The 12,812-nt window shown below is 73.6% G+C and carries 13 protein-coding genes; 5 read left to right on the forward strand and 8 right to left on the reverse strand.

What is annotated here, in order from left to right; translation table 11 throughout:
• Window positions 1-10: 10 nt before the first annotated feature.
• Window positions 11-889 carry a hypothetical protein gene (locus tag Q3Y56_RS29745; RefSeq protein WP_304464860.1) on the reverse strand — a complete coding sequence of 293 codons (879 nt, stop codon included), beginning with the start codon at window positions 887-889 and terminating at the stop codon, window positions 11-13.
• Between the two features lie 101 nt (window positions 890-990).
• Between Q3Y56_RS29745 and Q3Y56_RS29750 the strand changes: the two genes are divergently transcribed.
• On the forward strand, window positions 991-1,581 hold the full coding sequence (locus Q3Y56_RS29750) for a TetR/AcrR family transcriptional regulator (protein ID WP_304464861.1): 591 nt from the start codon (window positions 991-993) through the stop codon (window positions 1,579-1,581).
• Here the strand turns inward: Q3Y56_RS29750 and Q3Y56_RS29755 are convergent.
• The 4 genes from Q3Y56_RS29755 to Q3Y56_RS29770 are packed head-to-tail and all read right to left on the reverse strand — an operon-like array spanning window position 1,578 to window position 4,628.
• Window positions 1,578-2,363 (reverse strand): ABC transporter ATP-binding protein, encoded by a 786-nt coding sequence (locus Q3Y56_RS29755; protein WP_304464862.1) that lies wholly within the window; start codon window positions 2,361-2,363, stop codon window positions 1,578-1,580. The genes Q3Y56_RS29750 and Q3Y56_RS29755 overlap by 4 nt on opposite strands.
• Entirely contained in the window at window positions 2,360-2,527 is a 168-nt protein-coding gene (locus tag Q3Y56_RS29760) for a hypothetical protein (RefSeq protein WP_304464863.1), read from the reverse strand. Before Q3Y56_RS29760 ends, Q3Y56_RS29755 begins: the two co-directional genes overlap by 4 nt.
• A complete protein-coding gene (locus Q3Y56_RS29765; RefSeq protein WP_304465860.1) occupies window positions 2,524-3,540 on the reverse strand; it encodes an iron ABC transporter permease in 1,017 nt (338 codons plus the stop codon). Before Q3Y56_RS29765 ends, Q3Y56_RS29760 begins: the two co-directional genes overlap by 4 nt.
• A gap of 32 nt (window positions 3,541-3,572) precedes the next feature.
• Entirely contained in the window at window positions 3,573-4,628 is a 1,056-nt protein-coding gene (locus Q3Y56_RS29770) for an ABC transporter substrate-binding protein (protein WP_304464864.1), read from the reverse strand.
• 201 nt (window positions 4,629-4,829) lie between these two features.
• On the opposite strand from Q3Y56_RS29770, the gene Q3Y56_RS29775 reads away from it, so the two are divergent.
• Complete coding sequence (locus Q3Y56_RS29775; RefSeq protein WP_304464865.1) at window positions 4,830-5,567, forward strand: PIG-L deacetylase family protein; 738 nt, start codon at window positions 4,830-4,832, stop codon at window positions 5,565-5,567.
• A 32-nt stretch (window positions 5,568-5,599) separates the two neighbouring features.
• Here the strand turns inward: Q3Y56_RS29775 and Q3Y56_RS29780 are convergent, their stop codons facing one another.
• Complete coding sequence (locus Q3Y56_RS29780; RefSeq protein WP_304464866.1) at window positions 5,600-6,775, reverse strand: PP2C family protein-serine/threonine phosphatase; 1,176 nt, start codon at window positions 6,773-6,775, stop codon at window positions 5,600-5,602.
• A gap of 100 nt (window positions 6,776-6,875) precedes the next feature.
• Window positions 6,876-8,117 (reverse strand): glycoside hydrolase family 18 protein, encoded by a 1,242-nt coding sequence (locus Q3Y56_RS29785; RefSeq protein WP_304464867.1) that lies wholly within the window; start codon window positions 8,115-8,117, stop codon window positions 6,876-6,878.
• A 345-nt stretch (window positions 8,118-8,462) separates the two neighbouring features.
• Between Q3Y56_RS29785 and Q3Y56_RS29790 the strand changes: the two genes are divergently transcribed.
• On the forward strand, window positions 8,463-9,635 hold the full coding sequence (locus Q3Y56_RS29790) for an acyl-CoA dehydrogenase family protein (protein WP_304464868.1): 1,173 nt from the start codon (window positions 8,463-8,465) through the stop codon (window positions 9,633-9,635).
• 103 nt (window positions 9,636-9,738) lie between these two features.
• Here the strand turns inward: Q3Y56_RS29790 and Q3Y56_RS29795 are convergent, their stop codons facing one another.
• Window positions 9,739-10,113, reverse strand: coding sequence for a hypothetical protein (locus tag Q3Y56_RS29795; RefSeq protein ID WP_304464869.1), 375 nt, complete (start codon window positions 10,111-10,113; stop codon window positions 9,739-9,741).
• Window positions 10,114-10,342: 229 nt separating this feature from the next.
• On the opposite strand from Q3Y56_RS29795, the gene Q3Y56_RS29800 reads away from it, so the two are divergent.
• Entirely contained in the window at window positions 10,343-10,783 is a 441-nt protein-coding gene (locus Q3Y56_RS29800) for an Lrp/AsnC family transcriptional regulator (protein ID WP_304464870.1), read from the forward strand.
• Window positions 10,784-10,806: 23 nt separating this feature from the next.
• Window positions 10,807-12,522: an amidohydrolase gene (locus tag Q3Y56_RS29805; protein ID WP_304464871.1), complete on the forward strand. Its 1,716-nt coding sequence runs from the start codon at window positions 10,807-10,809 to the stop codon at window positions 12,520-12,522.
• Window positions 12,523-12,812: the final 290 nt, after the last annotated feature.

The following is a 12,812-nucleotide window of genomic DNA, read 5'->3' on the forward strand; positions in this document are numbered from 1 at the left end:
TCCCGCAGCGTCACGTGTACGCATAGGTCATCCCGATGCCCAGGGTGCTGCTCGCGGGCAGCAGGCCGGTGCCGACGATGTCCATGACGGTCGGAACGAGCAACTCCGCCAACCGTCCGGCCGAGGGGGTCCCGAGCGCACGCCAGGGCTCTGAGGCCAGTTGGTCGGTGAGCCGCTCGACGGAGGTCCGGCCCTCGACGCCACGTGGCGTCGCCGTGCCGTCGGCGGACACCCAGCCCCGCTCCGCCAGCCGATCCCGCGCCGCGTCCCACTCCGCGCTGCTCCACTGCCTGCTGGCGAACACCTCTGCCGGGGCGGCTCCGGCGGCGGCGTGCGAGACAAGCGCCTCGGCGCCGTCGAGCTCATGGGTCAGCAGGGCGGCGACATGGCCGTCACCCCGGTGCTCCCGCAGGATGGTGGCGGCCTGCCAGAGCACCAGGTGCGGCTCGTCGGGCCAGGGCAGCGCGGCGTTCGCGGCGGCCAGCGGACGCCCGACCGTACCCACCGCCTCCGCCGCGCGGCGGGCGAGCACCGCGGCCTCGGCCAGCTCGGGGGAGTCCGCGCGGTCGCCGAGTATCGCCCGCAGTGCCCGGTCCATCGCCCGGGTACGGGCCCGAACGACCTGGTCGGGGTCGGCGACTCGCCAGGCGTCCGGGACGTACCGCGCGACCATGCCGGGGCTGAAGCTGTAGAAGGCGGCGGTCACCAGCGCGGGGCCCGCCGGCCCCAGTGGAGCGCCGCGCCAGGCGAAGTAGCTGGGCCAGCGCTCGTCCGTGCCGTATCCCAGGGCGGCGGCCTCCTCGAAGACCTCAGGGGCGTAGTAGAGCGTGGCGTGCACCGGCTCCAGCAGCTGCCACAGCTGCCGGGTGAGAGCGAGCTCAGTGGTCATGGCGGCGCCTCCTGCGAGGAATCTCTCGAAATCTTGTCACTGACTAGATTCCTCGCCCACGGTGAACTTGTCAATGCCTAGATTGGCGCTACGGTTGAGTCATGGCTCCTCCCGCACCGGCACGACGTCCGTACCACCACGGCGATCTGCGCCGTGCCATCCTCACCGCCGCGCTCGACGTGGTCGCGGCCGACGGCCCCGGCGCGATCAGCCTGCGCGACCTCGCCCGCCGGGCCGGCGTCTCCCACGCCGCGCCCGCCCACCACTTCAAGGACCGGGCCGGTCTCCTCACCGCCATCGCCGCCGAGGGTTACAGCCTCCTCGCCGACGCCCTGGCCGAGGTCCCCGCCGGGACGCCCGACAGCCTGCGCGAACTCGGCGTCCAGTACGTACGCTTCGCGCTCGCCCACCCCGCCCACTTCGAGGTCATGCACCGCCCGGAGCTTCTGCACCGGGACGACCTCGAGTTCGTCGCCGCCCGCTCCCTCGCCTGGCACCGTTTGCGGCGCGGGGTGGAGTCCCGCGCCGCCGCGGGCCGAGGGCCCGACCTGGAGCAGGCCGTCCTCGCCGCCTGGTCTCTGGCCCACGGCTACGCGACGCTGCGGCTGAGCGGCAACATCCCCGGGGAGGGCGACCCCGCCGAGGCGTTCCGCGCCCTGGCGCGGCTGACGTTCGGGGAGCCGGGAGACTAGCCGGGCCCGGCCGGTGCCCGGTGGTCGAAGGCGATCAGCGGGTCGCCGGTCAGCGGATGGTCCACCACCGCCGCCCGCACGCCGAACACCTCGGCCAGCAACTCCGGGGTGAGCACCTCGCGCGGCGTGCCGGAGGCCACCAGCGCGCCGTCGTGCAGGACGTGCAGGCGGTCGCACACCGATGCCGCCGCGTTCAGGTCGTGCAGCGCCAGCAGGGTCGTACGGCGCTGCCGGCGCAGCAGGGCGAGGAGCTCCACCTGGTGCAGGACGTCGAGGTGGTTGGTCGGTTCGTCCAGCACCAGGACGTCCGGGGCCTGGGCGAGCGCGCGGGCCAGCAGCACGCGCTGCCGCTCGCCGCCGGACAGCGCCGAGAACCGCCGCCGCTGCTGCCCGCCGTCCATGCCGACCTGGGCCAGCGCCCGCCCGATCGCCTCCCGGTCGCCGTCGTCGTCCCCGGCGAACGCCCGCTTGTAGGGCGTACGGCCCATCGCGACGATCTCCCGTACCGTCAGCTCGAAGTCGCTGCCGCGCTCCTGAGGGAGGGCGGCGACCCGGCGGGCGGACTCCACCGCGGACAACTCCCGCAGGTCCGCCCCGCCGACCAGCACCCGCCCTGCGCGCGGGGCGAGATGGCGGTAGACGGTCCGCAGGACGGTGGACTTGCCGCTGCCGTTGGGGCCGACGAGCGCCGCGATCTCGCCCTCCTCCGCGATCAGGCCCACCCCGCTGACCACGGTCCGGCCGGACAGCGCCACCGACAGGTCCTCGATGTCGATCCTCATGAACCCTCCAGGTCCTGCACGGCCGTTCCCGTCGCGTCCTGCGCGGTCGCTCCCGTCAGGTCCTGCACGGCCGTTCCCGTCCCGTCCTGCGCGGTCGCCCCCGTCAGGTCCTGCGCGCCCGCTCCAGTCGCGTCCTGCACGGCCGTTCCCGTCAGGTTCCTCACGGTCGCTCCAGTCGCCGGTCGAGCAGATACAGCAGGGCGGGCGCCCCGATCAGCGAGGTGACCACGCCGACCGGCAGCTCCTGGTCGGGCAGCGCCGTACGGGCCACCAGGTCCACCACGACGAGCAGCACCGCCCCCGCGAGCGCGGAGATCGGCAACAGCCGCCGCATGTCGCCGCCGACCACCAGCCGGCAGGCGTGCGGCACCATCAGGCCCACGAAACCGATGGCGCCGGAGACGGAGACGAGAACGCCGGTGAGCACGCTGGTCACCACGAACAGCTCGCGACGCAGCCGGGTGACCCGCACGCCCAGGCTCGCCGCCGTCTCGTCGCCCATCAGCAGGGCGTTGAGCGCGCGGGCCCGTGCCTGGAGGGCCAGCAGGCCCGCCGCCACGGCGGCGGTGGGTACCGCCAGGGTCTCCCACTGCGCCCCGCCCAGGCTGCCCATCAGCCAGAACAGTGCTCCGTGGGTCTGCTGTTGGTCGTTCGCCTGGAGCACCAGGTAGTGGGTGAAGCCCGCCAGGAACTGGCCGACGCCCACCCCCGCGAGCACCAGCCGCAGCGGCGAGAAGCCACCGCCGCGCCGGGCCATCGCCCACACCAGGGCGAAGGCGCCCAGCGCTCCGGCGAACGCGGCCGCGGACAGCCCGAGCCCCAGCACCCCGCCCGCTCCGGCGCCGAGCACGATCGCGGCGACGGCGCCCAGCGAGGCGCCCGAGGAGATCCCGAGCAGGTACGGGTCGGCGAGCGGGTTGCGCACCAGCGCCTGGACGGCCGTACCGACCAGGCCCAGGCCCGCGCCGACCACGGCCGCCAGCAGCGCCCGCGGCAGCCTCAACTGCCACACGATCAGGTCCAGGGTGCCCGGAACCGGTTCCCGCCCCGTGATGCCGCGCCCCACGGCCGACCACACATCCCGCAGCGGCACGTCGGTGGAGCCGAGCGAGACGGCGGCGGTGAGCGCGGCGAGCAGTGCCGTGCCCAGTGCCGCGCCGACCCACCCGGCCCGTATCCCGCGCCGCGCCTCGGTCGCGACGTCGGCCACTACTTCACCCGGTCCGGGTAGAGGGTGTGGGCGATCTCGCGGACCGTGTCGGCGCTGCGCACCCCGCCGATGGTGGTGGCCTCCGAGCCGATCCGCAGGAAGTGGCCCTCCTTGACGGCCTTCAACCCCTTGGTGGGGCCGTAGGAGCGCAGGAAGTCGGCGGCTTCCTCGAACGCCTTGTCGTCGGCCGCCTCGCTGCCGCGGTTGCGGACCCCCAGCTGGATCCAGTCCGGGTTCTTCGCGACCACGTCCTCCCAGCCCACCTGCTTGAAGTCGCCGTCGCAGCCGGCGAAGACGTTCCGCGCCCCGGCCTGGGTGATGACCGCGTTGGCGACCTGCTTGCCGCACACCGCGACCGGCTGCTTGGTGCCCGCGTCGTAGTCGAAGAAGAAGTACGTGGGCCGCTCGGACTCCGGCACGTCCGCGAGCGCCTTCCGGACCGCCGCGGTCTTCTTCCGCATGCCCGTGACGAGTTCGGCCGCACGGCGGGAGGTGCCGGTGACCCGGCCCAGCTCGGTGATGTCCTCCTCCACCCCCGAAAGGTCCGTCACCGGCTTGTCGCGCTGCGCCGCGCACGCGGTGGAGTGCAGGAACATGTGCTTGATCCCGGCCGCCCTGAACTCCTCCGGCCGGGGGCCCTCGCCGGCCCCGCCCATCATGTCCATGGACGCGAACGAGTCGATGTACAGGTCGGCGCCCGAACCGAGCAGCCGCTCCTTGCCGATCACCATGCGGCCCAGTACGGGCACCTTCGCGGCCTTCGCGGCGAACTGCGCGGGCATCGTGCCCTTGCCGGGCGGGAAGCCCGTACCGATCACCTTGTCACCGGCGCCGAGCCACATGAGCATCTCCAAGCTCGACGCGTTGCTGGTGACGATCTTCTCGGGCGGCCCGTCGAACGAGGTCTCGGCGCCCTCGCAGTCCTTCACCGTCACCGGGAAGCCGGAGCGGCCGCCCCCGGCCGCCTTGCCGGTCGAGCCGTCGCCCCCGCCGCCGCAGGCCGTGACGGACAGGGCGACGGCGGCGAGGACACCGCACAACACGCGTGGGCGCATGGAACATCTCCTGGGAGTTCGCGACTGGCTGCCGGGCCCGCCGCTGCGGACCCGGACCAGGTAGTCGGCCGCGACGCCCGTCCGGTTCCCGCTGCTCCCGTCCGGATCGCCGCCGCCTGCTCCAGGGTCCGAACGGTTTCCGGGACAGCCGAGGCGACGCCCCGTACGCTGCCCTCGTCCAACGATCATGAAGGAGCTCCGATGACCAGCGATCAGCTCGTGCCCATGCCCACGGACTGGCGGCGTGCCCTGGCGATCGTCGCCCACCCCGACGACCTGGAGTACGGCGCGTCCGCGGCGATCGCGTGCTGGACCGACGCCGGACACGAGGTGGCCTATGCGCTGGCCACCGTGGGGGAGGCCGGGATCGACGGGATCGCCCCCGCCGAGTGCGGTCCGCTGCGCACCCAGGAGCAGATCGCGAGCGCGGCCGTGGTCGGGGTGGAGACGGTGGAGTTCCTGGACCACCGCGACGGTGTCATCGAGTACGGCACGGCGCTGCGCCGCGACTTCGCCGCCGCGATCCGCCGCCACCGGCCCGAACTGGTGCTGACCCTCAACCACCACGACACCTGGAAGGGCGGGACCGCGTGGAACACCCCCGACCACCGGGCGGTGGGCCGCGCCGTGCTGGACGCGGTCGGCGACGCGGGCAACCGCTGGATCTTTCCCGAGCTGACCGAGGAGGGCCTGGAGCCGTGGAACGGGGTGCGGTACGTCGCGGTGGCGGGCTCGCCGCACCCCACCCACGCGGTCGACGCCGGGGCCGGTGCGGAACGGGCCGTGCAGTCCCTCCTGGCGCACCGTACGTACATCGAGGCGCTCACGGACGAGGACCCGGAGACCTACTGCCGCGCCTTCCTGAACGGCACCATGACGGCCGTGGCGCAGCGGTTCGGCGGGCGCCCGGCCGTCGCCTTCCAGGTGTTCAGCCGCTGACGCCGTTCAGCCGCTGACCTGTTCGGCGCCGTTCAGCCGCTGACCTGATCGGCGTCTGCGCCTGTACCTGCGCCTGCGCCGGAGCCGTCCGCGGCGGCGCGTTCCATGATCAGTGCCGCCGCGTCGTCCTGGAGCCGCCCCCCGGTGTGCGCGTCCAGGTCGGCCCGGAGCCGCGCCAGCAGTTCGGGGGTGGGCAGCGAGGCCCAGCCGCCCAGACGGTCCGCCAGCGGGTAGAACGTGCCGTCGGGGTCGCGCGCCTCGGTCACCCCGTCGGTGCAGGCGAAGATCCGGGAGCCGACCGGGACGGCGACGCGCTGCACCGAGCGCGGCCGCTCCACCAGCTCACCGAGGCCCAGCGGCAGCCCGGGGCTCTCCGGCTCCAGCTCGCGCACGGTGCCGTCGGCCCTGATCAGATACGGGGCGACATGGCCGCAGTCGACGAGGAGCAGCGGTACCTCCTGAGCCGACCGCGGGCCCGGGTGGTCCTGCTCCACGCCGAAGACCAGGGCGGTGACGAACCGCTCCGCCGCCGCGTCCTCGTTCTCGCCCGTCGACCGGTTGTAGCGGCGCAGCCCCTGCTCCATGGCGTTCACCCCGCTGACCAGGCTCCGCCGGTGGAACGCGGCCTCGCGGAACGCGGTGAGCACCGCGGCGCCCGCGCCCAGCGTCCGCAGCCCCTTGCCCTGGACGTCGCCGACCAGCACCCGGGTGCCGTACGGCGTCTCCACGACCTCGTAGATGTCGCCGCCGACCAGTGCGTCGCGCTGCGAGGAGACGTAGAAGCCGTCCACCACCACATCGGCGCTGCGCAGCGGGAGCTGGCGCAGCAGGGCGCGCTGCGCCGCCTCACCGGTGACGATCAGCCGCTCCGTCAGCGCGTCGCGGTCCCGCAGCAGTCGGGCGACGACGATGGCGACGCCCGACAGCAGGGCGTCGCCGACGAGGGCGGTGATCTTGTTGACCGCGTGCGGGTCGTCCGGCACCCACCCGCTCAGCCCCGACAGGACCAGGAAGTCGACCACCGCGATGACGACGGCCTGCCGGTAGCTGCACAGCGCCGCGGCCACCAGCGGGGCGGCGGCCGCGTACACGTCCAGGCGGGTGGACCGCGGGACCAGCTGGTCGACGAGCACGACCACCGCGATGTACCCGAGCAGCGCCACGAAGAGGCTGTTCGACAGACGGCGGCGACGGGCCCTCCACGGCACGCTGGCGGAACCTCCGCGTCCGGATGCGGGACGGTTTCAGAGTCGCACGGCCCCGGCGCGGCTGCTACCGCACCGGGGCCGCGGTCCTCCGTCAGCCGGCCTACCTGATCGCCTTGATCAGCTCTCCGTCGGCGGTGTCGCCGCTGAGCTCCCAGAAGAACGTGCCGCCCAGCCCCTGCCGCTGCGCGTAGTCCGTCTTCCCGGCGATGGTGGCGGGGGTGTCGTAGCTCCACCACTCGTTGCCGCAGTGCGCGTACGCGGTCCCAGCGACGGTCCTGTTGGCCGGACACTTCCCCTTGAGGACCTTGTAGTCCTCGATGCCCGCCTCGTACGTACCCGGGGCCGCGCCGGTGGCCGTGCCGCCCGGCTCCTGCTGGGTCACGCCGGTCCAGCCGCGTCCATAGAAGCCGATGCCCAGCAGCAGCTTCTCGGACGGAATGCCCAGCCCCTTGAGCTTGGTGATCGCGGCGTCGGTGGTGAAGCCCTCCTTCGGCAGGCCGTCGTAGGAGGTCAGCGGGGAGTGCGGGGCGGTCGGGCCCTTGGCGTCCCAGGCGCCGAAGAAGTCGTACGTCATCGGGTTGTACCAGTCCACGTACCGGGCCGCGCCCGCGTAGTCGGCGGCGTCGATCTTGCCCCCGGGCGAGGCGTCGGCCGTGATCGCGGCCGTCACCAGGTTGTCGGAGCCGAACGTCGTCCGCAGTGCGGACAGCAGTTTCGTCAGGGCGTCCTTGCCGCTGGTGTCGCATTGCAGGCCGCAGGCGTTGGGGTACTCCCAGTCGATGTCGATGCCGTCGAAGACGTCCGCCCAGCGCGGGTCCTCGACCAGGTCGTGGCAGGACTGGGCGAAGGCGGCCGGGTTCTTCGCGGCCTCGCCGAACCCGCCGGACCAGGTCCAGCCGCCGAAGGACCAGATCACCTTGAGGTCCGGGTGCAGCTTCTTGAGCTTGCGGAGCTGGTTGAAGTTGCCACGCAGCGGCTGGTCCCAGGTGTCGGCCTTGCCGTCGACGCTCTGCTCCGCGCTGTAGGCCTTGTCGTAGTCGGCGTAGGCGTCGCCGATGGTGCACTTCCCGCCCTGCACGTTGCCGAACGCGTAGTTGATGTGCGTGAGCTTGTCGGCCGAGCCCGACGTCTCGATGTTCTTGACGTGGTAATTGCGCTGGTAGACGCCCCAGTTGGTGAAGTAGCCGACGACCTTGCCGCCGGCGGCGGCCGTGCCGGTACGGGCCGGGGTGCGGGTGCTCCCACCGGCCGATGCCGATGCCGAGCCGGCGAGCAGGGCGGCGGCCAGCACCGCCGTACACAGGGCCGCGAGGGCGGCGAGGAACCGGCGTGGTCCGATCATGGGTTCTCCTCGTGGGGTGGGAGAGTGGGGGGAGGGAACGGACGCGAGCGCGAGGGAACGCGCCCAGATTGACATGAACGCGTGGAACGTTGCGGGAAACCGTAGAAGGACTAGACCAGTACGGTCAATGGTTCGGACCAATCTGGCCGAGACGCCGACGCGGGGTGAAGATCGATTGGCCAGTGACGTAGGGCCGCTGATCGGGCATACTCCAACCCGCCACAGCCGCAGGTCATCGCCCGCCGTGATCCGGTGGGAGAGGATCGGCTGGGCAGGTCAGACCGGCGGCGCCGCCACACCCTTCGGCCCGCGCCGTCCCGCGCCCGACAGGAGGAGAGCCCCGCGATGACCGAGTACGGCCGGCAGCCGGTGGAACGCCAGCTGCCCACGGAGGAAGCCCGCGACCTGATCGCGCTCGTGCGCGAGCTGGCCGACCGGGAGATCAGGCCGCACACCGCCGAAGAGGAGGCCGCCGGGCACTTCCCGCGGCCGCTGTTCACCCTGCTCTCCGAGTCCGGGCTGCTCGGACTGCCCTACCCGGAGGAGTTCGGCGGCGGCGAGCAGCCGTACGAGGTCTACCTCCAGGTCCTCGAAGAGCTCGCCGCGGCCCGTCTGACCGTCGGCCTCGGCGTCAGCGTCCACACCCTCGCCTGCCACGCGCTGGCCAACTTCGGCACCAAGGAGCAGCGCGCCGAGCACCTGCCCGCGATGCTCGGCGGCGGCCTCCTCGGCGCGTACTGCCTCTCCGAGCCCGCCTCCGGCTCCGACGCGGCGTCCTTGCGCACCCGGGCCGAGCGGGACGGCGACACGTGGACCGTCAACGGCACCAAGGCGTGGATCACCCACGGGGGCGTCGCCGACTTCTACACGCTCATCGCGCGCACCGGAGCGGACGGCCCGCGCGGCATCACGGCCTTCCTGGTCCCCGGGGACGCCGCCGGACTCTCCGCCGCGGCTCCCGAGCGCAAGATGGGCATGAACGGCTCGCCCACCGCCCAACTCCACTTCGACGGCGTACGGATCTCCGACGACCGCCGCCTCGGCGACGAGGGCCAGGGCTTCACGGTCGCCCTCTCCGCCCTCGACGCGGGCCGGCTCGGCATCGCCGCGTGTGCGATCGGCGTGGCCCAGGCCGCCCTCGACGAGGCCCTGGCCTACACCGCCGAGCGCCGCCAGTTCGGCCGGCCGATCTCCGACTTCCAGGGCCTGCGCTTCATGCTCGCCGACATGGCCACCCAGATCGAGGCCGGGCGCGCCCTCTACCTGGAGGCCGCCCGCCGCCGCGACAACGGTCTGGCCTACTCCAAGCAGGCGGCCATGGCCAAGCTGTTCTGCACCGACGCCGCGATGCGCATCACCACCGACGCGGTCCAGCTCCTCGGCGGATACGGGTACACCGTCGACTTCCCGGTCGAGCGGCTGATGCGCGAGGCCAAGGTGCTGCAGATCGTCGAGGGCACCAACCAGATCCAGCGCATGGTCATCGGCCGCCACCTGGTGGGCCCGGAGAGCCGCTGACCCACCGGGGCGCCGCTCAGGACCCGGCCGCTCGCCTACGCCGTACCGCCCCTGCCGCTCACTGCCTGCGGCGGGGGCGCGGTGGCTGGGGTCGAACCGGCCGCTACGGCCGGCTCGTGCGCATGTCCGGCACCCGCATCGGGCGGGAGCCGGGCCCGCCGATGTGCGAGAACGGCTGGGTGCGCCAGTCCAGGCTCTGCGGCAGGGTCAGCAGCAGTGCCGCGTTCTGCTCCTGGGCGTCCAGGGTGTCGTCCGCGGGCGCGGCGTCCGCCGCCGCGCGGCCCGTGCCGGGGCACACGGTGAGTCCGAACGGGTTCCACGGGGAGGGGCACAGCGCGTGCTCCGGCAGGACGTCCTCGTCCGCCAGCAGCGCGATCGGCCGCGCGCAGTCCGGGCAGGTCACCCGGAACATCTCGTAGGTCTCGTGGGTCTCGTACGTATCGTTGTCGCCCTCGTCGAGGCGCTCAAGGTTGGGCATGTCGTTCTCCCCCTCGGATGGGCCGCGCACCGCTGCGGTCGCGACCACAGCAAGCATTTCCCGCGGTGCCCGCCACGTAATCGCGGCACTCCGGAGCAGCCCGGCCCATACCTGTGGCGTTCGTCACATGCCTGATGCAGATGCTTCCCGCATCGGGTACGTCCGCTCCGTACTCCGGATCGCGGTCCGGCTGTGCCGGAACCCTGCCGACACCATAAGGTGATCCGCTGTGGAGGAGTTGGACCGACAGATCGTGGAACTGCTCGTCAAGGACGGGCGGATGAGCTACACCGACCTGGGCAAGGCCACCGGCCTGTCCACCTCGGCGGTGCACCAGCGCGTCCGCCGCCTGGAACAGCGAGGGGTCATCCGCGGCTACGCCGCCGTCGTCGACCCCGAGGCCGTGGGTCTGCCGCTGACCGCGTTCATCTCGGTCAAACCCTTCGACCCCAGCGCGCCCGACGACATCGCCGACCGGCTCGCCGACGTCCCGGAGATCGAGGCCTGCCACAGCGTCGCGGGCGACGAGAACTACATCCTCAAGGTGCGCGTCTCCACGCCCCTGGAGCTCGAACACCTGCTGACCCGGATCCGTTCGCTGGCCGGGGTCTCCACCCGTACGACCGTCGTGCTGTCGACCCCGTACGAGGCCCGCCCGCCGCAGGTGTGAGGCGAGAGGCCACACTGGACCCCATGACCGAACGCACCACCCCCCGTGCCCGGGGCGGCGCCGCCCCGGGCGCCCGTGTCCAGGACGCTCCCGCCCCCGGCGGCCCCGGCCGGCAGGACGACGACAGCGGCCGCACCGTGCTGCTGCGCGGCGGCGAGGTGCACAGCCCCGCCGACCCCTTCGCCACCGCCATGGTCGTCGAGCGCGGCACCGTGGCCTGGGTGGGCTCCGAGGGCGCCGCGGACGCCTTCGCCGACGGCGTCGACGAGGTCGTCCACCTGGAGGGGGCCCTGGTCACCCCCGCGTTCACCGACGCGCACGTCCACACCACCGCCACCGGTCTCACCCTCACCGGGCTCGACCTGACCTCCGCGCGCACCCTCTCCGAGGCGCTGGACCTGGTCCGCGCCCACGCCGCGGCCCACCCCGCGGACCCGGTGCTGCTGGGCCACGGCTGGGACACCACCGGCTGGCCCGAGCGGCGCCCGCCGTCCCGCGCGGAGCTCGACGAGGCCGCCGGCGGCCGCCCGCTGTACCTGTCGCGGATCGACGTGCACTCGGCCGTCGTCACCACCGCCCTGCTCGACCGCGTGCCCGGCGTCACCGGTCGGCCGGGCTGCCACGCCGACGCGCCGCTGACCGCCGACGCCCACCACGCCGTGCGCGCCGCCGCGCTCGCGAGCGTGGGCCCCGCCCAGCGCGCCGCCGCCCAGCGCGCCGCGCTGGCCCGCGCCGCCTCCCTGGGCATCGGTTCGCTGCACGAGTGCGCCGGTCCCGCGATCTCCAGCGAGGACGACTTCACCGGGCTGCTGGCGCTGGCCGCCGAGACCGCCGGACCGCGGGTGGTCGGCTACTGGGCCGAGGCCGCGACGAGCGCCGCCGACCTGGACAAGGTGCGCGCCCTGGGCGCCCTCGGGGCGGCGGGCGACCTGTTCGTCGACGGGGCGCTCGGCTCGCACACCGCCTGCCTGCACCAGCCGTACGCCGACGCCACGCACACCGGCACGGGCTACCTCGACGCCGCCGCGGTCGGCGCGCACGTCGCCGCCTGCACCGAAGCCGGGCTCCAGGCCGGTTTCCACGCCATCGGCGACGCCGCCGTCAGCACCGTGATCGAGGGCGTCCGGGCCGCCGCCGACACGCTCGGCCTGGCCCGCGTGCGCGCCGCCCGACACCGGGTCGAGCACGCCGAGATGCTCACCCCCGAGACCGTCGCCGCCTTCGCCGAACTCGGCCTGACCGCCTCCGTCCAGCCCGCCTTCGACGCCGCCTGGGGCGGCGAGGACGGCATGTACGCCCAGCGGCTGGGCCGGGAGCGGGCCCGCACCCTCAACCCGTACGCCGCCCTGCTGCGCGCGGGCGTCCCACTCGCGCTCGGCTCCGACAGCCCCGTCACCCCGCTCGACCCGTGGGGCACCGTCCGGGCCGCCGCCTTCCACCGCACCCCGGAGCACCGGATCTCGGTCCGCGCCGCCTTCACCGCGCACACCCGCGGCGGCTGGCGGGCGATCGGCCGTGACGACGCAGGCGTCCTCGTGCCCGGCGCGCCCGCCGACTACGCGGTGTGGCAGACCGGCGAACTGGTCGTCCAGGTCCCCGACGACCGCGTCGCCAACTGGTCGACCGACCCCCGCTCCGGCACCCCCGGCCTGCCCGACCTCACGCCCGGCGGCCCGCTGCCGGTCTGCCTGCGCACGGTGGTGGGCGGACGTACGGTCTACCGGCGGCCGAACGAGTGACGTACGGCCCCGGCCGTACCGCCGAACGACGTGCCCTGCGCGGGTTCGCCTCGCTGAACACCGTCCGTACTGACCTGGTCATTTGGGGAAACGGCGCAGGTCGTGCGGCTGTTGACAGGGTGCGGGCGGCGGCCGGTAGGTTCGGCCGGGTCCACCACAGGACGTCCGACCGCGGAGTCTCCACGCAGTCGTCGCACGCCGCTGGGCCACGGGGTGGCGTACCGCGTCGGTACGCCATCGCTGGGAGCCAGGTCCAGTGCACGGGGGCGAGGGAGAGATCACCGGGTCGG

Source organism: Streptomyces sp. XD-27 (genome assembly GCF_030553055.1).
In the GTDB taxonomy this organism is placed as follows: Bacteria; Actinomycetota; Actinomycetes; order Streptomycetales; family Streptomycetaceae; genus Streptomyces.